At 57.5% G+C, this 20,554-nt stretch carries 21 protein-coding genes; 3 read left to right on the forward strand and 18 right to left on the reverse strand.

All coding sequences use genetic code 11. The features are described from left to right. Positions 1 to 59 precede the first annotated feature (59 nt). The 16 genes from DFP90_RS14700 to DFP90_RS14775 all read right to left on the reverse strand — a co-directional run bounded on the left by DFP90_RS14700 (position 60) and on the right by DFP90_RS14775 (position 16,548). The gene (locus DFP90_RS14700; RefSeq protein ID WP_115937270.1) at positions 60 to 1,232 is read right to left on the reverse strand and encodes an iron-containing alcohol dehydrogenase; all 1,173 of its coding nucleotides are present in this window, start codon (positions 1,230 to 1,232) and stop codon (positions 60 to 62) included. A gap of 19 nt (positions 1,233 to 1,251) precedes the next feature. After that, positions 1,252 to 2,640 (reverse strand): aldehyde dehydrogenase family protein, encoded by a 1,389-nt coding sequence (locus DFP90_RS14705; protein WP_115937271.1) that lies wholly within the window; start codon positions 2,638 to 2,640, stop codon positions 1,252 to 1,254. 320 nt (positions 2,641 to 2,960) lie between these two features. Next, positions 2,961 to 3,875 carry a dienelactone hydrolase family protein gene (locus tag DFP90_RS14710; RefSeq protein ID WP_115937272.1) on the reverse strand — a complete coding sequence of 305 codons (915 nt, stop codon included), beginning with the start codon at positions 3,873 to 3,875 and terminating at the stop codon, positions 2,961 to 2,963. 81 nt (positions 3,876 to 3,956) lie between these two features. Then, positions 3,957 to 4,352: a RidA family protein gene (locus DFP90_RS14715; RefSeq protein WP_115937273.1), complete on the reverse strand. Its 396-nt coding sequence runs from the start codon at positions 4,350 to 4,352 to the stop codon at positions 3,957 to 3,959. Next, positions 4,345 to 4,791 (reverse strand): acyl-CoA thioesterase, encoded by a 447-nt coding sequence (locus tag DFP90_RS14720; protein WP_115937274.1) that lies wholly within the window; start codon positions 4,789 to 4,791, stop codon positions 4,345 to 4,347. Before DFP90_RS14720 ends, DFP90_RS14715 begins: the two co-directional genes overlap by 8 nt. Before the next feature lie 2 nt (positions 4,792 to 4,793). Next, positions 4,794 to 5,483 (reverse strand): ABC transporter ATP-binding protein, encoded by a 690-nt coding sequence (locus DFP90_RS14725; RefSeq protein WP_425452173.1) that lies wholly within the window; start codon positions 5,481 to 5,483, stop codon positions 4,794 to 4,796. Next, entirely contained in the window at positions 5,480 to 6,229 is a 750-nt protein-coding gene (locus DFP90_RS14730) for an ABC transporter ATP-binding protein (protein WP_115937275.1), read from the reverse strand. Before DFP90_RS14730 ends, DFP90_RS14725 begins: the two co-directional genes overlap by 4 nt. Further along, positions 6,222 to 7,205, reverse strand: a complete 984-nt coding sequence (locus DFP90_RS14735; protein ID WP_115937276.1) for a branched-chain amino acid ABC transporter permease — start codon at positions 7,203 to 7,205, stop codon at positions 6,222 to 6,224. Before DFP90_RS14735 ends, DFP90_RS14730 begins: the two co-directional genes overlap by 8 nt. Then, positions 7,198 to 8,118, reverse strand: a complete 921-nt coding sequence (locus DFP90_RS14740; protein WP_115937277.1) for a branched-chain amino acid ABC transporter permease — start codon at positions 8,116 to 8,118, stop codon at positions 7,198 to 7,200. Before DFP90_RS14740 ends, DFP90_RS14735 begins: the two co-directional genes overlap by 8 nt. Before the next feature lie 63 nt (positions 8,119 to 8,181). After that, positions 8,182 to 9,342, reverse strand: a complete 1,161-nt coding sequence (locus DFP90_RS14745; RefSeq protein ID WP_181905373.1) for an ABC transporter substrate-binding protein — start codon at positions 9,340 to 9,342, stop codon at positions 8,182 to 8,184. 59 nt (positions 9,343 to 9,401) lie between these two features. Continuing rightward, entirely contained in the window at positions 9,402 to 11,027 is a 1,626-nt protein-coding gene (locus tag DFP90_RS14750; RefSeq protein WP_115937278.1) for a benzoate-CoA ligase family protein, read from the reverse strand. Positions 11,028 to 11,046: 19 nt separating this feature from the next. Continuing rightward, positions 11,047 to 12,210 (reverse strand): acyl-CoA dehydrogenase family protein, encoded by a 1,164-nt coding sequence (locus DFP90_RS14755; protein WP_115937279.1) that lies wholly within the window; start codon positions 12,208 to 12,210, stop codon positions 11,047 to 11,049. 3 nt (positions 12,211 to 12,213) lie between these two features. Further along, positions 12,214 to 13,026 (reverse strand): enoyl-CoA hydratase family protein, encoded by an 813-nt coding sequence (locus tag DFP90_RS14760; protein ID WP_115937280.1) that lies wholly within the window; start codon positions 13,024 to 13,026, stop codon positions 12,214 to 12,216. After that, positions 13,026 to 13,499, reverse strand: coding sequence for a MarR family winged helix-turn-helix transcriptional regulator (locus tag DFP90_RS14765; protein WP_115937281.1), 474 nt, complete (start codon positions 13,497 to 13,499; stop codon positions 13,026 to 13,028). The genes DFP90_RS14760 and DFP90_RS14765 overlap by 1 nt, the downstream gene beginning before the upstream one ends. Then, positions 13,496 to 14,260 (reverse strand): SDR family NAD(P)-dependent oxidoreductase, encoded by a 765-nt coding sequence (locus tag DFP90_RS14770; RefSeq protein ID WP_342767805.1) that lies wholly within the window; start codon positions 14,258 to 14,260, stop codon positions 13,496 to 13,498. Before DFP90_RS14770 ends, DFP90_RS14765 begins: the two co-directional genes overlap by 4 nt. Next, a complete protein-coding gene (locus DFP90_RS14775) occupies positions 14,260 to 16,548 on the reverse strand; it encodes a bifunctional salicylyl-CoA 5-hydroxylase/oxidoreductase (RefSeq protein WP_115937282.1) in 2,289 nt (762 codons plus the stop codon). The genes DFP90_RS14770 and DFP90_RS14775 overlap by 1 nt, the downstream gene beginning before the upstream one ends. Positions 16,549 to 16,713: 165 nt before the next feature. On the opposite strand from DFP90_RS14775, the gene DFP90_RS14780 reads away from it, so the two are divergent. Further along, positions 16,714 to 17,547, forward strand: coding sequence for an alpha/beta hydrolase (locus DFP90_RS14780; protein ID WP_115937283.1), 834 nt, complete (start codon positions 16,714 to 16,716; stop codon positions 17,545 to 17,547). Between the two features lie 12 nt (positions 17,548 to 17,559). Here the strand turns inward: DFP90_RS14780 and DFP90_RS14785 are convergent, their stop codons facing one another. Further along, positions 17,560 to 18,393, reverse strand: a complete 834-nt coding sequence (locus DFP90_RS14785) for a response regulator (RefSeq protein ID WP_181905374.1) — start codon at positions 18,391 to 18,393, stop codon at positions 17,560 to 17,562. Positions 18,394 to 18,720: 327 nt separating this feature from the next. Here DFP90_RS14785 and msrP point away from each other — a divergent pair, with 327 nt between their 5' ends. Both msrP and DFP90_RS14795 read left to right on the forward strand, forming a co-directional pair. Continuing rightward, complete coding sequence (gene msrP, locus DFP90_RS14790) at positions 18,721 to 19,686, forward strand: protein-methionine-sulfoxide reductase catalytic subunit MsrP (protein ID WP_115937285.1); 966 nt, start codon at positions 18,721 to 18,723, stop codon at positions 19,684 to 19,686. Beyond that, positions 19,686 to 20,333, forward strand: a complete 648-nt coding sequence (locus DFP90_RS14795) for a protein-methionine-sulfoxide reductase heme-binding subunit MsrQ (RefSeq protein WP_115937286.1) — start codon at positions 19,686 to 19,688, stop codon at positions 20,331 to 20,333. The genes msrP and DFP90_RS14795 overlap by 1 nt, the downstream gene beginning before the upstream one ends. On the opposite strand, the gene DFP90_RS14800 is transcribed toward DFP90_RS14795, so the two are convergent. Next, the gene (locus tag DFP90_RS14800; RefSeq protein ID WP_115937287.1) at positions 20,304 to 20,498 is read right to left on the reverse strand and encodes a hypothetical protein; all 195 of its coding nucleotides are present in this window, start codon (positions 20,496 to 20,498) and stop codon (positions 20,304 to 20,306) included. The genes DFP90_RS14795 and DFP90_RS14800 overlap by 30 nt on opposite strands. Between the last annotated feature and the right edge of the window lie 56 nt (positions 20,499 to 20,554).

Below are 20,554 nucleotides of genomic sequence, written 5' to 3' on the forward strand. Positions count from 1 at the left end.
CTTGTCTTTGAAGGAAGGACGCCCCGGCGCAGGTTGCGGCCGGGGCGCCCGAAATTTTCTTAAAGCGTGCCGTTCACCGCATTGCGGAAGATATTGGCATATTCTTCCGCGCTGAACGGGATCGGGTTGGTGCCCGCCGTCGGATCATTGACCGCCATCTGGCCGACCTTTTCCGCCTGGGCGTCGTCAATGCCGATCTCTGCCAGGGTATGCGGGATGCCGATCCGCTCGCGCAGGTCCAAAACCCAGTTCAGGAAACCGTCAAAGGTCTGGTCCTCCAACCCCATGGAGCGAGCCAACTCCGCAATGCGGGTTTCGATCGAGGACCGGTTGGCCACCAGGATATAGGGCATCACCACCGCGTTCAGCATGCCATGATGGGCATCATAAAGCGCACCCAGCGGATGAGCGAGCGAATGCATACCGCCAAGCCCGATCTGGAAGGCCGTCGCCCCCATGGCGCTGGCCGCCATCATTTTCGCACGGGCATCGATATTGGCACCATCTTCACAGGCAGTGACCAGGGACTCATTCACCAGACGGATGCCTTCCACGGCAATGCCGATGGCCATTGGGTGGAACCCCGGCGCACAATAGGCTTCCAGGTTATGGGAGAGCGCATCCATGCCGGTGGCCGCAGTCACATGCGGCGGCAGACCGACTGTCAGCGCCGGGTCGGCCAGCACCAGGGCGGGCAGCATCTTGGGATGGAAGATGATCCGCTTGATGTGGTTATCCTCATCGGTGATGACAGAGGCACGGCCCACTTCGGATCCGGTGCCCGATGTTGTCGGCACCGCAACGACGGGAGCGATTTTCGCCTCATCCGCGCGCAGCCAATTATCGCCTTCATCGACGAAATCAAAGACCGGACGGCCCTGTTTCGCGACCAGCGCAATCGCCTTGGCTGCATCCAGCGCAGAGCCGCCGCCAAAAGCGATGATACCGTCATGACCACCGGCATTGAAGGCATCAACGCCATCGGCCACGTTTTTACCGGTCGGGTTGCCCTTGATCTCGGAGAAGAGCGCGACCTTCAGGCCGCCCTTTTCCACGATCGCCATGGCCTCGCCGATCATCGGCAGGGCCGCAAGGCCCGGATCGGTGACCAGCAGCGGGTTTTCCATGCCGAGCGCCTTGCAGCAGTCGGCCAGTTCGGCAATGCGCCCCGCGCCAAAACGCATGGCGGTGGGATAGTTCCAGTTGCCGTTCAAATTGGATTGTCCTGACATATTATGATGCCTTTTATTCTTATGCGTGTTTCAGATGATAGGATTTCGGGCGGGTCAGCGCCTCATATCCCAGTTTCGAGAGCGAACATCCGCGCCCGGTATTCTTGACCCCGGTCCAGGCCAGCGCCGGGTCCAGGTAATCGCATCGGTTCATGAAGAAGGTACCGGTATTGATCTGGTCGCCCAGCTCCACCGCCTTGGCCAGATCCTTGGTCCAGATGGAGGCGGTCAGGCCAAATTCGGAATCGTTCATCAATGCAACCGCTTCCTCATCAGAGGAAACCTTCATGATACCGACCACCGGGCCGAAGCTTTCTTCCGTCATCACCGACATGGAATGGTCCACATCGACCAGGACTTGGGGCGCCAGATAGGACCCTTCACCATCATCTGCGGGGAAATCGGCTACACTCACCAGCGCCCGGGCACCGGCCGCCACCGCATCCTTGATCTGCTGGCGGACAAAATTGGCAGCCTTCGCATTGACCACGGGGCCGAGCGTCGTCTCTTCATCCAGGGGCGAGCCCAGCTTGTAACCGCTGACCAGTTTGGCCGCGCCATCGACAAAGGCGTCATAGACACTTTCATGCACATAAATGCGCTCGATCCCGCAGCAGGACTGGCCGCTGTTGAACATGGCACCATCCACCAGGCCATCAACCGCCTGATCAATATCCGCATCGGCGCGCACATAGGCCGGATCCTTACCACCCAGTTCCAGGCCAGTGCCCAGGAAATGGCCGCTGGCAGCCTTTTCAATCTCGGAACCGCCGCGCACCGAACCGGTGAAGGAGACATAATTCACCTGGCCGGAGCCGATGATATCAGCGGCATCCTGATGGCTGAGATGCAGCGCCTGGAACAGGCCGTCGGGCAAGCCCGCCGCGGCGAACGCATCAGCAAAACGCTCGGCACAGCCCAGCGTCTGGGTTGCATGTTTCAAGATCACAGCATTGCCCGCCATCAGGGCCGGGATCACGGAATTAACCGCGGTCATATAAGGGAAATTCCAGGGCGCGATGGTGAAAACCACCCCGACCGGCTCCCGCTTGATATAGCGGGTAAAACCGTCCTTCTCCCCAACCTGGACATCCCGCAGGGCCTCTTCGGCAACGGAAATCATATAGGTGGCGCGTTCCACCAGACCGCCAACCTCGCCTTTGCCATACCGGATCGGGCGGCCCATCTGCCAGGCCAGTTCTTCCGCATGGCGGTCGGCCTCGCCTTGGAATGCCTCAACAAAGGCGGTGCAGATCTTTGCACGCTCCGCAACCGTTTTGCGGGCCCAATCCTTTTGGGCAGCATTGGCTTTGGCGAGGGCCGCGTCGATCGCTTCGCTGGATGCGGTTTCACGCTCCAGATAAACGGACCCGTCGACCGGGGAGATGCATTTCAAAATCGTGGACATATGGTGGCTACCCTTATTCGCTGCGCTATTGTGACACAAAGACCGGATCAACGCTTTACATCCCGGCGCTTTTCACCCCAGCGCTTTACATCAATGACGGGCCGCAGGCTATCATCCCTGCGGCATCCTCACCGGTTTATAGAAGGGCGGCTTTTTCGGAAAGCCAAGAAAAGATCATGGCTGGCGGATGGAAAAGATCATGGTGGAACCGCCCGCCATAACCCCCGCTATTCCCCCGGAGGCCCGCGTAAGATATGCCCGCATAGGCAACCTCGCTAGAGCCAGTCTGAACGGATGAAGCGACCAATTCCCGCACATAATCAGTCCAGATTGGCTTCCAGGAATAACCTAACCTTTTCATGGGTCTTGCGGGCGGCATCCTCATCATAGCCAATGCTGGCCCCCTTGGCAGCTGGGCTGTAGATATTCTGAACATGTTCGATGAAATGCAACGCGCCAGCCCCTTCATCATCATAGCCATGGGCCGCGCCCGGATATTTGACATAATCGACCGGGTTTGCCTTGCCCACGGCCGCAGCCGCCGTTTTGTCGCATTCCTTAGCAAAGGTCCAATCATCCGACGCGCCGATATGGATGGCGAGCGGCAGATAAAACTCACCGCTGGTCATATCCTTGCAATAAGGATAGATCGCGACCGCCGCCTTGAATTTCTGCGGGTAAAATTTCTGCTGGCCGTTGGTGACCACCGCGCTCATGATCGGGCTGAAGCCCCAGCCCATCAAGGCAACATTGTCGCCATCAATGAACGGCAGTTCCTTCAAATAGGCCAACGCGCCATAGCTGTCGGCGGAATTATTGCTGCCAACCCCAAGGTAAAAGGCATCATTCAGGTTGCTGCAGGTTTCCTCGATATTGCGCGGGCCAAAACTGTCGACCTGCAGGGCCACATAGCCCCAGTCTGCCAGCTTCCTGGCCCAATCCTCCTGATAAGGCTGGATCCCGAAACAGCTGTGGATCAACACCACCGCCGGAAACGGCCCATCGCCAGCAGGTTTATGCAGGATGCCCCGGATCTCAATGCCGGGTTTGGTCTCCAGAGTGATCCCCTTGGCCTTCGCCCGGCGCAGCTCAAACGCGGTCGGCGGTGTACCCGCACTGTTGAATTGGACAGTTTCGGTATGAATCGTCGCATCGGCGAAAGCAACACCGCTCAGCAGCCCGATTACCAACCCGCATAAAACCCCAAGAACACCAATTGGTACTCGCGCTGTCATAGCAGCCTCCCCCTGTTTTCTGTCCTGGGGGAATTTATAACATGGCACCGGTCAGTCTGGAATGTTTTGTTCCCCCGCCACTTATGCCGGCACCACCGCCGTCGCTTCGATCTCCACTTGCGCGCGATCTTCGATCAGATCGGCGACCTGGACCATGGCCATGGCGGGAAAGTTCTTGCCCATGGTGTCGCGATAGGCCGCCCCCACATCCTTGAGTCTGGCCAGGTAAACCTGTTTGTCGGTCACATACCAGGTCAGGCGCACCACATGTTCCGGCCCGGCCCCGCCCTCTTCCAGGATGGCGATGATGTTGGCCAGCGCCTGGCGCACCTGATCGACGAAATCGTCGGATTCAAATTCCTGGTCGCCATTCCAGCCGATTTGGCCGCCCACATAGATCTGGCGGCCGCTGGCCACCACGCCGTTGGCATAGCCGATGGGTTTCTTCCAGGCTTTGGGGTGAAGCTGTTCATGCATTGTTATTCTCCTGCTCTTTTGAGCTTATGATGAAAGTCTTAAGGGCCTGTGAAAGGTCGGCGGGCCAGCGCAGGGCCCTGCCCGTCTCCATGCTGAAATAGACCAGGGTCAGCTTGCCTTCGAACCGCAGCACATGATCCGCGCGGCCGGTGACGGCAAAGACGCAATCCGCGCTGGACCCGCCCAGCTTTTCCACGCCGATCTCAAAGATCAGTTCCTCGCCCAGGCGGCTGGGCTTTTTGAAATCCACCTCCAGATGGGCGGTCGGCACGCCGGTTTTGCGGTTGAGATGCATCTCGGCGAAGGAGCAATTCAGCGCCTCTTCGAACCATTCTTCCACCACGCCGTTGAGCATCTCGAAATAGCGCGGGTAAAAAACAATCCCCGCCGGATCACAATGGTTGAATAGTACCTTCTGGATCGATTGATAGGCCGTCATGATCACACTCCCAGGAACCGGTCCTGCAGATCCCGGTCAGCAGAAAGCGCGTCCGGTGTGCCGGTCCAGACATCGCGGCCCTTTTCCAGGATCACACAACGATCGGCAATGGGCAGCAGTTCTTTCAAGGTCTTGTCAATGATCAGGGTCGCCTGCCCAGCGGCTTTCAAGGTGCGGATCGCCGACCATATTTCCTGCCGGATCAGCGGCGCCAAGCCTTCGGTCGCCTCATCCAGGATCAATAGTTTCGGGTTGGTCATGAGCGCGCGGCCCACGGCCAGCATCTGCTGCTCGCCGCCGGACAGAGTCTGTGCCGACTGATTGGCGCGTTCCTTCAGCCTCGGGAACAGGTCATAGACTTTTTCCAGGGTCCAAGATCCTGCGCGTTCGGTCGCCACCAGATTTTCCCAGACCGACAGATTGGGAAAACAGCGCCGTCCCTCCGGCACCAGTCCGATGCCGAGCCTGGCCACCTTATAGGCCGGCAGGCCTTTGGTCTCGGTGCCGCTAAATCGGATGGTGCCGCGCTTTGGCTGGCTGAGATTGCAGATGGAGCGCACGGTCGTGGTTTTGCCCATGCCGTTCCGGCCCAGCAGCGCCACCATCTCGCCCTCGCCAATTTCCAGACTGACCCCGTGAAGGGCCTGAGAGGGACCGTAAAAGGTTTCAATATTCTCCAATGCCAGCATCATTCCTCCTCCCCCAGATAGGCTTCGCGCACCTGGGCGGATTGCCGGATTTGATCCACCGTACCGGTTTCAATCACCCGGCCATAAACCAGCACCGAAATCCGGTCGGCCAGTTGAAAGACCGCATCCATGTCATGCTCGATCAACAGGATTCCAACTTCAGCCTTCAGGCTTTCCAGGAACTCGGTCAACCGCTGCGAGCCACCGGCCCCCAGCCCCGCCATGGGTTCATCCAGCAGCAGCAATTTTGGTTTCAGCGCCAGGGCACAGGCCACTTCCAATTGACGGCGTTGGCCATGGGACAGTTCCGACGTAACCGTCCGGGCGCTGTCCGCCAGGCCGACACGCTCCAACTGGATCATGGCCTCATCCATCAATCCCTGGTCGGACCGCACCTGTTTCCAGAATTTGAAACTGGATCCTTCCCTGGCCTGCACCGCCAGTATGACGTTTTTCAGCGCGGAAACCTCCATCGCCAGGGACGAGATCTGGAAGGACCGGCCAAGCCCCATCCGGGCGCGCTTTGCCACCGACAGTGGGATCACATCGCGATTGAGAAACCGGATCTGTCCTTCATCAGGTTTCAACCCGCCGGCAATCTGGCCGATCAGGGTGGATTTCCCGGCCCCGTTCGGCCCGATCAGGGCATGGATCTCGCCCGCCTGCACATCCAGATTCACATCATCGGTCGCTTTGAGTGCGCCAAAGCTTTTGCGCAGTCCCTTGATTTCAAGCAGGGTCTCAGTCATGGCGTGCCCTCCCGGCGATCAGGCCCATCAAGCCGCCTTTGGCAAACAGGACCACACCCAGCAGGATGAGTCCTAGGAAAAACTGCCAGCGGTCGGTAAAGCCACCGATGAAGAATTCCAGCAGGATAAAGAGTGCCGCCCCCGCCAACGGGCCATAAAGCCGTCCGACACCGCCCAGGATCACAAAGATCATGATCTCACCAGACCGGTGCCAGCTCAGCATTGAGGGGCCGACAAAGCCATTGAGTTCGGCAAAAAGCGCCCCTGCCAGACCGGTGATCATGGCCGAGAGCACAAAGCCGGTCAGCTTCACCGGGAAGGGGGCGATGCCAACAGTCGCCAAGCGCACCTCATTCATGCGCGCGGTCTGCAAAGCCGCGCCGAACCGGCTGCCAATAATCCGGGAGGAGAGGAAAATCCCACCCATCAGCAGGGCATAACAGACCAGGAAGAATGTCAACGGATCATCGCTGGAAACCACCGGCAATTGGTTGCGGACATAGATCGGCAAGCCATCTTCGCCACCATAGGTCGGGATCGAAATGCCCAGATAATAGATCATCTGCGCGAAGGCCAGTGTGATCATGATGAAATAAACACCGGTCGTACGCAGGCTGAACAGGCCAATCAGGATCGCCAGCCCGCCACAGAGGATGATCGCCATTGGCCAGATCAGCAGCAATTGATCGGTTGCGGCAAAAAGGCCCAGAAAATCCGACCCCTCAAACATATGATGGGCTGAAATGCCGGCCACATAGCCGCCGACGCCAAAGAAAGCCGCATGGCCGAAGCTGATCATGCCACCATAGCCCAGCGCCAGATTCAGGCCGACCCCCGCCAGGGACAGGATCGCCACCTTGGTCGCCAGGCTGATATAAAAAGGCTCATCCAGCGCCAGCGCCAGCATGGGCGCCGCCAGAAGCAAAAAGGCCAGGCTGATATTGACGATTGTTTCTCGGTTCAGGGTATCAGTCATGGGCGGCAAACAACCCCTTCGGCTTCCAGATCAACACAATGGCCATCAGGATATAAATGGAGGTGGAAGAGAGCGCGGAACCGACAGAAGTGGCGGCGCTCGGCTCCATGAAAAGGGCGAAGAACTGGGGCAGGAAAACACGCCCCAGAGTATCAACCAGCCCCACCAGGACAGACGCCACCAGCGCCCCTTCGATCGAACCGATGCCGCCGATCACGATCACCACAAAGGCCAGGATCAATACCGGTTCACCCATTCCGACCTGTACGGACTGCAGAGCGCCGACAAAGGAACCAGCCACACCGGCCAACGCCGCGCCTAAGGCAAACACCACCGTATAGAGGGTTGCGATATTGATGCCCAAGGCACCGATCATTTCACGGTCGCTCTCGCCCGCCCGGATCTGCATCCCCAAACGCGTCTTGGTGATCAGCATATAAAGCCCGATGGCCAGCGCCACCCCGACCAAAATGATCGCCAGGCGATACAGCGGATAGGAAACCCCAAAGGGCAGATCCACCGCCCCGGACAAAAGCTGCGGAATATCCAGCCACAAGGGCTGGTCGCCAAAAAGCCAGCGTGTGCCTTCGGAAAAGATCAGGATCATGGCGAATGTGGCCAGTACCTGATCCAGATGGTCCCGTTGGTAAAGCCTGCGGATCACCAGGATTTCCATCAAGGCCCCCACGGCCGCTGCCGCCAGCAAACCCGCCACCAGACCGATCCAGAAGGACCCGATCCAGCCGGAAACCCAGGCGCAGACAAAGGCACCGATCATATAAAGTGATCCATGGGCCAGGTTGATCAGTCCCATGACGCCGAAAACCAGGGTCAGCCCGGCCGCCATCAGGAACAGCATCACCCCGAACTGCACGCCATTCAGGATCTGTTCGATTACAAAAGCGCTCGTCATATCAGGAAACTTTTAAAAGAAAGCGGCGGGAGGCCGCACGGGGCTGCCTCCCGCCGGATAAGATTACATCTTGCACTGATCCACATAGGCATTGGCATGGCCTTTCAGACCCACCGCCACAATCTTATTGGTCAGCACATCACCTTCCTTCACCACTTCGCGAACATAGATGTCCTGAATGGGGTGGTTATTGGAAGCGAATTTGAAATCACCGCGAACCGAGGTGAATTCCGCTGCTTTCAGCGCCGCCCGGAAGGCATCGGCATCTTTCGCGCCGCCCGCTTTTTCCACGGCGGAGATAATCAGGTTCGCAGAATCAAAACCCTGGCTGGCATAGAGCGACGGCAGACGGCCATATTCCTTCTGGAAGCTCTCAACGAAGGCCTTGTTGGCCGGGGTGTCGATATCCTTGGACCATTGCGAACTGTTTTTCACACCAACCGCCGCATCGCCGACAGCGGCCAGAATGCCCTGGTCGAAGCTGAAGGCCGGGCCGAATACCGGGGTGCTCACACCGGACTGGCTGTATTGCTTCATGAAGGCGATACCCATACCGCCGGGCAGGAAGAAATACACGCTGTCCGCGCCGCTGGCCTTGATCTGGGCAATCTCGGCAGCGTAATCGGTCTGGCCCAGCTTGGTATAAACCTCGCCCGCCAGCTCGCCGGTATAGAACCGCTTAAATCCGGTCAGCGCATCTTTGCCCGCCGGGTAGTTCGGCGCCAGGATAAAAGGTTTCTTATGGCCTTCGGCGCTCACATACCCGCCCATGGCTTCATGCAGGTTGTCATTTTGCCAGGCCGCATTGAAATAGTTTTCATGACAGGCCTTGCCCGCAAGTGCGCTGGGGCCCGCATTGGGAGAGATATAAAACACACCCTGGCGCACCGCAGGCGGTACCACGGCCATGGCCAGGTTCGACCAGATGATGCCGGTCAAAATGTCGACCTTTTCCTTCTGGATGAACTTATCCGAGATCTGTTTGGCCACATCCGGCTTCCTGGCGTCATCCTCGATCATGACGTCGATATCGGTTCGACCGGATTGTTTGATCGCGAGCATGAAGCCGTCCCGCACATCAATGCCCAGTGAGGAACCGCCACCGGACAAGGTGGTGATCATACCGATCTTCACATTTTCCGCCATGGCCGATGCCATGCCGCCGACGCCCACTGCCGTGGATACCGCCAGCGCGGATAAGGTCTTCAATAGATTATTTTTCATAATACCCATCCCTGTTTCATGGATAAGAGTTTCCGGTTTTTAGGCTTGTTGCTGTGCTTCTAGTTTTCCCGGAGTTTGAACCGCTGCAGCTTGCCCGTCTGGGTTTTTGGCAGCTTATCCGCAAAGATGATTGAGCGCGGATATTTGTAAGGCGCAATGGTTGCCTTCACATGATCCTGCAGTTTCTTTGCGCATTCTTCTGACGTTGCCACCCCCTCTTTCAGCACCACATGGGCCTGGACGATGGTGCCCCGCTCGGGGTCCGACGCGCCGACCACAGCGCATTCTGCCACATCATCATGGGATAGCAACGCCTCTTCCACCTCGGGTCCGGCGATGTTGTAACCGCTGGAGATGATCATGTCATCGGCCCGCGCGGCAAAGTGGAAAACGCCCTCTTCGTCCCTGGAAAAGGCATCGCCGGTGACATTCCAGCCATCTTTCACATAGCTCAATTGACGGTCATCCGCCAGATAGCGGCAACCGGTCGGACCGCGCACCGCCAGGTTGCCCACCTCACCCGCCGGCAGCTCATTCATGTCCGCATCGACAATCTTTGCCTCATAGCCCGGCACCACTGTGCCGGTGACGCCGGGGCCGAATTTATCCTGCCGGTTGGAAATGAAGATATGCAGCATTTCGGTTGCCCCGATCCCGTCCAGGATCGGCACCCCGATTTTGTCCATCCACTGTTCAAACACCGGCACCGGCAGGCTTTCCCCGGCGGAGACCGCAACCCGAAGCGAGGAGAGCCGCATATGGCCTTCCTGGGCATTCATCATGGCCAGATAGGCGGTCGGCGCGGTGAAACAGATGGTCGCCTTATATTGCTGGATAATATCCAGAAGATTTGCCGGGCTCGCCTGTTCCAGCAGGCAGGCCGCCGCCCCGAAACGCAGCGGGAAAATCGCCAGGCCGCCAAGGCCAAAAGTGAAGGCCAGCGGCGGCGAGCCGACAAAGATATCCTCTGGTGTTACCTGCAAAATGTTTTTGGCATAGCCATCGGCAATGATCATCAGGTCACGGTGAAAATGCATGGTTGCCTTAGGCACACCCGTCGTACCGGACGTAAAGCCAAGCAGCGCCACATCATCCTGGGAGGTCTGCACGGCTTCAAACCGAACTGGCTTGTTCAGTGCCAGTTCATCCAGCTCGGCTTCATGATTGGACGTGCCATCAAAAGCCACCACCCGTTCCAACAGGCTATCCGCATCCGCCACGCAAGGCTCGATCTCTTCCAGCATGCGGCTGTCGCAAAGCGCGATCTTAATCTCCGCCTTATCGATGATTTTCTTCAATTCCACCGTGCGCAGCAACGGCATGGTATTGACCGCGACGGCGCCGACCTTGGTCACCGCCAGCCACGCCGCCACCATGGCCGGATTGTTGGCAGAGCGAATCAGAACACGGTTTCCGGGTTGGACCCCCAGATCCTCCACCAGCACATGGGCCAACCGGTTGGTCCAGTCCAGCAATTCCTTGTAAGTGCGTTGGCGCCCATGGCCGATCAGGGCCACATGATCACCAAAGCCCTTTTCCACCATCCGGTCGGTCAGTTCCACCGCGGCATTCAGCTTGTCCGGATAATGGAACTCACCCTGTTCCAGCATCAAATCCGGCCACTGATCAACGGGCGGCAGATTATCGCGCGTGAATGTATCCACATGTGCTGATGGTTTCAGCATCTCTTCTTTCCTCCCATCGTCAGGAGGCGCTCGCAGCCTCCAGAGCCTGTCTTGCAATGACAATCTTCTGGACGTCCGACGCCCCTTCATAAATGCGGAGTGCCCGGATCTCCCGGTAGAGCTTCTCTACCGGATGGCCGGATTTCACCCCGTCGCCTCCATGTATCTGGACCGCTTTATCGATTATTTTCTGTGCGGCCTCTGTCGCATATAGTTTGGCCATCGCGGCTTCCCGCGTGACCCGGGCTGCGCCCTGGTCCTTGGTCCAGGCCGCCCGGTAAATCAGCAGGGCGGCGGCATCCACATCCAGTGCCATATCGGCCAGATGCCCCTGCACCATCTGCAAGTCGCTGAGCGGCCCGCCAAATAGCTCTCGGTTGCTGGCGCGGTTCAAAGCTTCATTCAGTGCGCGCCGTCCCATGCCAAGCGCCGCCGCGCCCACGGTAGACCGGAACACATCCAAAACCGACATGGCGATCTTGAAGCCCTGGCCGGGTTGTCCGATCAAGGCGCTGGCGGGCAGTTTAATATTGTTAAAACGCAGACGGGCCAGGGGATGGGGGGCCATCACCTCCAGCCGTTCCGCGATGTCCAGGCCGGGGGTGTCGGCCGGCAACACGAATGCCGACAGCCCCCTGGCGCCTGGCGCTTCACCCGTTCGGGCAAAGACGGTGTAGAGATCCGCGATCCCGCCATTGGAGATCCAGGTTTTTTCCCCGTTGAGGATGTAATGATCCCCCTCCCGGGTCGCGGTGGTTTCCATATTGGCCACATCGGACCCGGATTTTGGTTCGGTCAGGGCAAAGGCGGTGATCGCCTCGCCTTTCCTGGACCGCCGCAGCCATTCCCGCTGTTCCGCAGAGCCAAACAGCGACAGCGCGCCAGTGCCAAGCCCTTGCATCGCAAAAGCAAAATCCGCCAGCGCATCATGCCGGGCCAGGGTTTCCCGGATCAGGCAGAGCGCGCGCACATCCAAGGGGTTTTCCGGGCTATCCGGATCAACCGCGCTATGGGTCAGCCAGCCGTCACGGCCCAACCGGGCGACAATTTCACGGCAGGCATTATCAGTGTCGCTATGATCAATATCGGCAAGATTCCGGGTGGCCCAATCATCCAGCATCGCGGAAAGCGCACGGTGACGGTCTTCAAAAAACGGCCAATCCAGGAAGCTCTTGTCCGACATGGTTCAGTCCCCCTTGAAATCCGGTTTGGATTTGGCGGCAAAGGCCTTGTAGGCACGCTCGAAATCTTTCGTCTGCATACAGATCGCCTGGGCCTGGGCCTCCGCCTCGATGGCCTGCTCCAGGCTCATATTCCATTCCTGGTTCAGCTGGGTCTTGGTGATCATGTGGCCAAAGGTCGGACCGTCGGCCAGCCTGGCCGCCATGGCGATGGCTTCCGCCTCCAATTGATCTGCCTCGACAAGGCGGTTGTAATAGCCCCAGTCGAATCCTTCCTGCGCCGACATGGACCGGCCCAGATACAACAACTCCGCCGCCCGGCCCTGGCCGATGATCCGGGGCAGCATGGCACAAGCGCCCATGTCACAGCCGGCAAGCCCGACCTTGGTGAATAGAAAAGCGGTCTTGGCCTCTGGTGTTGCCAGGCGTAGATCCGATGCCATGGTGATGATGGCCCCCGCCCCGACGGCCACACCGTCGACAGCGGCTATAATCGGCTGCGGGCAATTGATCATGGCCTTGACCAGATCACCGGTCATGCGGGTGAATTCCAGCAGGCCCTTCATATCCTTGTCCAGAAGCGGCGCAATAATGTCATGCACGTCACCGCCGGAACAGAAATTGCCACCGTTAGGGGCGAACACAACCGCCTTCACATCGTCGGCATAAACCAGGTCACGGAAAGTGTCGCGCAGTTCGGCATAGCTCTCAAATGTCAGCGGGTTCTTGCGATCCGGCCGATCCAGTTGGATCACCGCAACCGGGCCCTTCATGCGCCATTTGAAATGGGTCGGGTTCAGATCCGCCATTTTGGTCATTACTCAACACCCCCGGCTTCATTTTTCAGCTGTTCCAGAACAGCGATCATCTCATCAATGCGGGCCTCATTGAGGCTCTCCATCATTTCATCGATCCAGCTTTCATGGGCTTCCGCCATGATCTCAAACTCGCCCTTGCCTTTCGGCGTCAGTTGAACGGTTGTAGCGCGCCGGTCATTGGCAATAGGCACACGTAGAACAAAACCATCCTTGGTCAGGCGGTCGACAATGCCGGTCACGTTGCCGTTGGAAACCTCCAGATCCCGGGAAAGAGCGGTCATGGTCAGCCCCTCCGGATGGCGGTAGAGCGCCGCCAGCACGTCAAAACGCGGCAAGGTCACATCAAAGGTCTTTTTCAACCGCTCGCGCACTTCATTTTCAATGGTCTTGCTGGCGCGCAGCATGCGCAGCCACAGGCGCAGGCGCTGCTTGCTCAAACTCAGATTGTTATTCTCGGCTGCCATGACCTTCATATCTCTCCTCCGGACAGGGACAGGGCCTGGCCGGTAACCGAAGCCGCCCCTTCGCCGCACAGCCACAAGACCATGTCGGCCACTTCTTGCACCTGAATGAAACGGCCCTGCGGATTATCTTTCACCAGTGATTTCCGGGCCTCTTCTTCCGAACGACCGGTTTTTTCCATAATGTTGCGAATGGATTCATCCAGCATTGGCGTTTCCATGAAACCGGGGCAGACCGCATTGACGGTAATCCCGGTTTTCGCCGCTTCCAGGGCCAGGGATTTCACCAGCCCGACCACGCCATGTTTTGCCGCCGAATAGCCTGACACATAGGGATAGCCGCGAAGACCAGCTGTGGAGGCAATGGCGATGATCCGCCCCCAGCCCAGCCCTTTCATATCCTCATACCCGGCCTGAGCCGTTAGATAGGTGCCCGTCAGATTGACCGAGAGCATCCGGTTCCACAGCTCCATATCCATGCGGTGAAACGGTGCGCTTTCAGCCGCGCCTGCATTGGCGATCACAATGCCCGCCGGGCCATGGTCGGCGCTGGCCGCATCAAAGGCGGCAAAGAGTGAATCCATGTCTGTCACATCCGCAGCCTGGCAATGGATGTTGGCATGCTGATCCGCCAGCGCCATCAGCGGTTCCATCCGGCGTCCCATGACGGTAACCACCGCACCAGCATCGGCAAGGGCTACGGCAATTGCCGCCCCGGCACCGCTGCCGCCGCCGGTCACCACCGCATGTTTGCCGGTCAGATCCACCATCATCACACCTTGATTGCCTGGGTTTCAGCCCGTTCCGCCAAGCGGTAAAGCTGATCCCGGCCCGCCTCATAGGGTTTCGGCCAAGTAACCGTCTTGTCCTGCAACTGGGCCGCTGAATGAAGCGTCCAATAGGGGTCAGCCAGATGCGGCCTTGCCAGACAGCAGAGATCCGCACGCCCCGCCATCAGGATCGAGTTCACATGATCGGGTTCATAAATATTGCCCACCGCCATGGTCTTGAGACCGGTCTCGTTCCGGATCCGGTCGGAAAACGGCGTCTGGAACATGCGGCCATAGACCGGTTGGGCTTTTTTGGAAGTTTGTCCGGCGGATACATCGATGATATCGACACCGGCCTCACCCAGCATGCGGGCAATCTCCACCGCCTCTTCCGGGGTGACCCCTTCGTCACCGACCCAATCATTGGCGGAAATACGAACCGAGATCGGCTTGCCGTCGGGCCAAACATCGCGCACCGCCTGAAATACCTCCAGTGGGAAACGCATGCGGTTTTCAAGGCTTCCGCCATATTCATCGGTGCGCTTGTTGGTGAGCGGCGTGATGAAGGAAGACATCAGATAGCCATGGGCATAATGCAGTTCCAGCCAGTCAAAACCGCAACGGTCCGCCATTTTGGCCGAAGCAACAAATTGGTCGCGAATCTGGTCCATATCCGCGCGTGTCATTTCGCGCGGCACCTGATTGCGGTCCGACCAGGGCACGGCGGATGCCGCCAGCAGATCCCAATTCCCCTCTTTCAAGGGGGCATCCATCTCTTCCCAACCAACCTGGGTCGAACCTTTCGGCCCCGCATGGCCAATCTGCATGGCCATTTTTGCATCGGTCTCGGCATGGACAAAATCAACGATCCGTTTCCAGCTGGCTTCATGGTCCGGCGCATAAAGCCCCGGACAGCCCGGCGTGATCCGGCCATCGGCGGAAATACAGGTCATTTCCGCATAGACCAGCGCCGCGCCCCCTTTGGCACGCTCGGCATAATGGACCAGATGCCAATCGGTCGGGCAGCCATCCACCGCCTTATATTGCGCCATGGGCGAGACCACGATGCGGTTTTTCAATTCCACATCACGCAGCTTGAACGGGGTGAACATCGGCGCATGGGGCTTTTTGGAGGGATACCCCGCCTGTTCGGCAAACCAGGCCTCTGCACTTTCCAGCCATTCCCGATCGCGCAGGCGCAAATTTTCATGACTGATGCGCTGTGACCTGGTCAGCAGGGAATAATTGAACTGGGTCGGATCCATATCCAGATAGCGTTCGACCTGCTCGAACCACTCCAGAGAATTCCTGGCGGCCGATTGCAGGCGCAGCACTTCCAGACGACGCTCTTCTTCATAGCGCTCGAAGGCCGCTTCCATACTGTCTTCTGTATGGAGATATTCGGCCAGCGCGATGGCGCTTTCAAAAGCCAATTTGGACCCGGATCCGATAGAGAAATGCGCGGTCGCGGCCGCATCCCCCATCAGAACGATATTCTTGTAAGACCATTTTTCGCACAGGACCCGCGGAAAATTGATCCAGGCGGAGCCGCGGATATGGTTGGCATTGGTCATCAGCGCATGACCATCAAGATGATCAGCAAAAATCTTTTCGCAAACAGCGATGCTTTCCTGCTGGTTCATTTCGCCAAAGCCGAATTTGGCCCAGGTCTCTTCCGTGCATTCCACGATGAAGGTCGCGGTCTCGTCATCAAACTGATAGGCATGGGCCCAGACCCAGCCATGTTCGGTCTCTTCAAAGATGAAGGTAAAGGCATCATCAAATTTCTGATTGGTGCCCAACCAGACGAATTTGCAAAGGCGGGTATCGATATCCGGCTTGAAATGATCCGCATGCTGCATCCGTGTTTTCGAATTCAGCCCGTCACTGGCGACGATCAAGTCAAAATCGGCAAAATCATCCGTGCTGTCCGCTTCGGTCTGGAAACGCATTTCAATGCCAAGCTCCCGGGCGCGATCCTGCAATAGGACCAGCAGCTTCATCCGGCCGATACCGCAAAAACCATGACCGGTGGAAAGCGTGCTCACCCCCTTATGGACGACGGCAATATCATCCCAATAGGCAAAATTGTCGCCGATGGCTTTGGCGCTGACCGGGTCATTTTCACGCAAATTGTCCAAGGTTTCATCGGACAGGACCACTCCCCATCCGAAAGTATCATCGGGGCGGTTGCGCTCGATCACCACAATCTCATGATCAGGATCCCGCAATTTCATGCTGATGGCGAAATAAAGCCCCGCAGGTCCACCGCCAAGACAAGCAATACGCATGATCAAAACTCCCAGTCGACATTTATTTTTCTGCTGCCGTTGAAAGAATGGTCTCAGTTTTCTAAATTTATTTCAAGCTTAAAATATCAAAGTTTAAAATTACTGCTGTGCAATCGGCGAAAACCAGCTAGCATGGCCAAAATGTAAGCGGGGAGAGAGTGTAAAATGCCGTGGCGGAATTATTCCAGCATCGATCTGGAACGACAGTATAATCCGAGATTATCGATTCCGGATTTTGATTATGTCATTGCACCATTCCAGGTCCTGTCCGAGGAAACCCGCAACCGGCACCCCCACCGGAATGATGTGCGCTATGGCCCGGGCAACAAGGAAACGTTTGATTTTTTCCCGGCCAGCGAACCCAACGCGCCGATCCATATCTTTTTCCACGGCGGTTATTGGCGCGCCCAGGACAAGCGCGAACATGCCTTTGTGGCGCGTGATCTGGTCGGCGAGGGCTTTAATGTGATCATCGCCAATTATGACCTCTGCCCGGATGTCACTATCGAGGAAATTATCGAACAGGCGATCCGTTGCGTGCTCTACACCCACAAGCACGGGCATGAATTGGGCGGCGATCCGTCCCGAATCAGCATTTCCGGCCATAGTGCTGGCGGCCAGATCGTGGCCAAGCTCTGCGCCAACCGCTTCAGCGGCCCTCTAATCAAGGCCGCAGTCGCCATTTCCGGCGTTTTCCATCTGGAACCGCTGCGCTTCACCTCCATCAACGAAGCTGCACGCATGACCGAGGAAACGGCAAAAATCAATTCGCCCTATCATGATCCCGCCCCGGAGAATGTCGCGCCGCTCCTGATGTTAGGCGGCGGCGAATCAGAGGAATTTCACCGCCAAAGCGAAGAATATGCGGAAAAATGCCGGATCGCCGGCCATGAGGTCGACGTGATCCCCGTCGGCACCTGCAACCATATCGATGTATTGCCTGAAATATATCTCAAAGGCGGCGAAGGATATAGGGCCTTCTTAAAAGCGATCACCTAACGCCCGGCGCGCTCAGCCTTCCAAATCAAGATTCTGCAGTGAACCGATCACATCTTGAATGGTGGCACGGGCATGGCGCAGATTATCCGATCGCTCAGACACCATCTGTTCCAGCGCCTCCCGATTTTTCTTCAACGCCACATGGGTGCGGATACGCGCGCGCAAAATGGCGGGTTTAACGGGTCGCGCTACATAATCGGCCGCGCCCAATTCCAACCCCGTTGCCTCTTCTTCCTGATCATCCAGCACGGTCAGGAAGATCACCGGGATATTTTCGGTCAGGAAGTTACCCTTCAATTCCCGGCAGACCTCATGGCCATTCATGCCGGGCATCTGCACATCCAGCAAGATCAGATCAATGTCGGGGGTTTCCTGGGCCGCCTTCAGGGCATAGCGACCATTGGTCTCAGCGATAATTTCATATTCATCCTGCAGCAGCTCGGTCATCATGGTGATGTTCATAGGCTCGTCATCAACCAGCAGGATCTTGCCCTGCTTCTCGCCGCTGGCGGCCTCTCGCGATTCCGTCTGTGTAACAGCCTCTTCACTGACATCATTAATATCTGGGTTTTGCACGATTTTCTGGGTGACCCGGGCAATGCTTTCAATCGACGGCGAAACCGTGCTGACAAACAACTCGCCCGCCGCCGTGAGGGAAAGCGCCTTGCCGCTGCGTTCAAACAGGGTGGTGCCCAGGAAATCTTCCAGCAGGCGAATCTGGCGGCTGACCGCCTCCCGGGTGACCAGTAATTCCTGCGAGGTTTTGGTGAAATTCAGCTGCCGGGCGGCCGCCTCAAACACCACAAGCGAGGTCAGGGGCGGTAGCGCCCGTCGAAGATTTCCCATATGTCTTGCTTCCTGTTCGCAGGCCCGGTTCATCCCAGGCTCTGATCTTGATTGGGGAAGGCCGCGCCCTCACGCCCCCTTCCCCTTAATTCCGAACCGCTGTTATAGCGGCCCCGCCCCCAGGCTGGCCATATCAAATCGCATCCTAAAGAATGGCCAGTTGGGCCTGACACTGAAAAGGGAAAAAATATGTCGCAATCTAAGTAACTTTCTTTTCACACCCACGCGGCAATAACGTCTTTGTTATTTCTGTTTAGTCGCCTTTTTCCCTCGGCAACGCCATATTCCCCTCAACTGCTGATGCATTCATTGAGGTAAAACCGGATCATGTTGCTGAAAGAAAAAAAAACCTGGGCCCTTCCCTATTCTGCGGTCACACCGAAAGCGGATTACCTGAACCGTCGGGACATTCTGAAAGCCATGGGCATGGCTGCCGCGGCCGGCACCGGCCTGGCCATGGGCTTTCGCCCTTCCGGCGCCCGCGCGGCAGGAAAGGCGCTGGAATATCGGAAAACCGGCTATTCGGTGGATGAGCCGCTGACCGATCGGGAGTTGGCGACGCAATATAACAACTTCTATGAATTCACCACGTCAAAGGAAGCGGTCGTGGCGGAAGCCCGTGATTTCAATACAAGCCCCTGGACGGTCAAGGTTTCCGGTTTGGCGGATAAAACCGGTACTTATGATCTTGCTGATCTCATCGACTATAACGCACTGGAAGAACGGATCTACCGCTTCCGCTGTGTCGAAACATGGTCGATGATCGTGCCCTGGATCGGTGTACCGCTGGCCGATGTGGTCAAGAAACTGGGACCGCAGCCAGGGGCGAAATATGTCCGGTTCCAGACCTTGGTGGATGAAGAACAGATGCCGGGACTCAATCGGATAAATATTCCCTGGCCCTATCAGGAGGGCCTGCGCATGGATGAAGCGATGAACGCCCTCCCCCTGCTGACCGTTGGTATGTATGGCGAGATTCTGCCCAACCAAAACGGCGCGCCCATCCGCCTGATCGTGCCATGGAAATATGGTTTCAAAAGCATCAAATCCATTGTCGGTCTTCATTTCACCGATCAGGAGCCAAAGACCACCTGGAACATCCTGGCCCCCAATGAATATGGTTTTTATGCCAATGTGAACCCGGATGTCTCTCACCCGCGCTGGAGCCAGTCATCCGAGCGCCGCTTGGGGGCAGGCCTGTTTGACGGGCGTGAAGACACCCTCTTCATGAACGGTTATGCCGACGAGGTGGTCTCCCTCTATGACGGCATGGATCTCAAGAAGCATTACTGATGGATATCAACAAAACCCTCCGGCATGGGCTGGCCAAACCGGTTCTCCATCTTTTAGCGCTGCTACCGGCCTTCTGGCTGGGATGGCTGGTGCTGAGTAACGATCTGGGGGCCAACCCGATCGAGCGGGTCAATCGCTTCACCGGGGACTGGGCGCTTTACATGCTGCTGATCGCGCTGGCCGTGACCCCGGCAAAACTGCTGAGCGGCTGGAAAAGCCTGCCACGTTTCCGACGGATGCTGGGCCTATACAGTTTCTTTTATGCCAGCCTGCATTTGACCAGCTATCTGGTGCTCGACCACCAGCTTCATTGGGGCCGGATCATCGAGGATATCACCAAGCGCCCCTATATCATGGTCGGCCTGGCCTGTGTCATCATCCTGACCATGCTGGCCGTAACCTCGCCCAAGGCGGCGATCCGCAAACTCGGCGCAAAAGCCTGGCAAAAGTTGCATAAGCTGGTCTATGCGGCCGGCTGTCTTGGCGTTATCCATTATTATCTTCTGGTCAAGGCCGATATCCGCCAACCCCTGCTGATGGCCGGCATTTTGCTCTTGCTGTTCGGGATCCGTTTCTGGCACCACCGACGCGCAGCCAGCAGCCCCCCCAAAAAGACGTCAGTGGATCGTCCCGGCCACGCAGTCTGAACAGAAAGCCTCAATCGCCCACAAGACCTGGGTCCAGATTTCCAGCTCACCGTCATCCCCATCTTCCAGCAGCCTGTCATAATGCTCCGCCGCCACCAGATAGGCATCCTCGCCGTGGCGGTGCAGCAGATCCGCCGCCGATTTCAACACTTCATTGGTAAACACGCTCTACTCCCGGACAATTCATACGCATGATACCAATCAAAATTGATGCCAAAGAG

The organism is Aestuariispira insulae (genome assembly GCF_003385955.1).
GTDB classification, from domain to species: Bacteria; Pseudomonadota; Alphaproteobacteria; order UBA8366; family Aestuariispiraceae; genus Aestuariispira; species Aestuariispira insulae.

Excerpts from the sequence above, each read along its gene's own strand:
- DFP90_RS14745 (WP_181905373.1), bottom strand. The coding sequence starts at position 9,342 with ATGAAAAATAATCTATTGAAGACCTTATCCGCGCTGGCGGTATCCACG.
- DFP90_RS14780 (WP_115937283.1), top strand. The coding sequence starts at position 16,714 with ATGCCGTGGCGGAATTATTCCAGCATCGATCTGGAACGACAGTATAAT.
- msrP (WP_115937285.1), top strand. The coding sequence starts at position 18,721 with ATGTTGCTGAAAGAAAAAAAAACCTGGGCCCTTCCCTATTCTGCGGTC.
- DFP90_RS14775 (WP_115937282.1), bottom strand. The coding sequence starts at position 16,548 with ATGCGTATTGCTTGTCTTGGCGGTGGACCTGCGGGGCTTTATTTCGCC.
- DFP90_RS14795 (WP_115937286.1), top strand. The coding sequence starts at position 19,686 with ATGGATATCAACAAAACCCTCCGGCATGGGCTGGCCAAACCGGTTCTC.
- DFP90_RS14725 (WP_425452173.1), bottom strand. The coding sequence starts at position 5,483 with ATGATGCTGGCATTGGAGAATATTGAAACCTTTTACGGTCCCTCTCAG.
- DFP90_RS14785 (WP_181905374.1), bottom strand. The coding sequence starts at position 18,393 with ATGGGAAATCTTCGACGGGCGCTACCGCCCCTGACCTCGCTTGTGGTG.
- DFP90_RS14760 (WP_115937280.1), bottom strand. The coding sequence starts at position 13,026 with ATGACCAAAATGGCGGATCTGAACCCGACCCATTTCAAATGGCGCATG.
- DFP90_RS14700 (WP_115937270.1), bottom strand. The coding sequence starts at position 1,232 with ATGTCAGGACAATCCAATTTGAACGGCAACTGGAACTATCCCACCGCC.
- DFP90_RS14715 (WP_115937273.1), bottom strand. The coding sequence starts at position 4,352 with ATGCATGAACAGCTTCACCCCAAAGCCTGGAAGAAACCCATCGGCTAT.
- DFP90_RS14730 (WP_115937275.1), bottom strand. The coding sequence starts at position 6,229 with ATGACTGAGACCCTGCTTGAAATCAAGGGACTGCGCAAAAGCTTTGGC.
- DFP90_RS14710 (WP_115937272.1), bottom strand. The coding sequence starts at position 3,875 with ATGACAGCGCGAGTACCAATTGGTGTTCTTGGGGTTTTATGCGGGTTG.
- DFP90_RS14770 (WP_342767805.1), bottom strand. The coding sequence starts at position 14,260 with ATGATGGTGGATCTGACCGGCAAACATGCGGTGGTGACCGGCGGCGGC.
- DFP90_RS14755 (WP_115937279.1), bottom strand. The coding sequence starts at position 12,210 with ATGTCGGACAAGAGCTTCCTGGATTGGCCGTTTTTTGAAGACCGTCAC.
- DFP90_RS14720 (WP_115937274.1), bottom strand. The coding sequence starts at position 4,791 with ATGACGGCCTATCAATCGATCCAGAAGGTACTATTCAACCATTGTGAT.
- DFP90_RS14765 (WP_115937281.1), bottom strand. The coding sequence starts at position 13,499 with ATGAAGGTCATGGCAGCCGAGAATAACAATCTGAGTTTGAGCAAGCAG.
- DFP90_RS14705 (WP_115937271.1), bottom strand. The coding sequence starts at position 2,640 with ATGTCCACGATTTTGAAATGCATCTCCCCGGTCGACGGGTCCGTTTAT.
- DFP90_RS14750 (WP_115937278.1), bottom strand. The coding sequence starts at position 11,027 with ATGCTGAAACCATCAGCACATGTGGATACATTCACGCGCGATAATCTG.
- DFP90_RS14735 (WP_115937276.1), bottom strand. The coding sequence starts at position 7,205 with ATGACTGATACCCTGAACCGAGAAACAATCGTCAATATCAGCCTGGCC.
- DFP90_RS14740 (WP_115937277.1), bottom strand. The coding sequence starts at position 8,118 with ATGACGAGCGCTTTTGTAATCGAACAGATCCTGAATGGCGTGCAGTTC.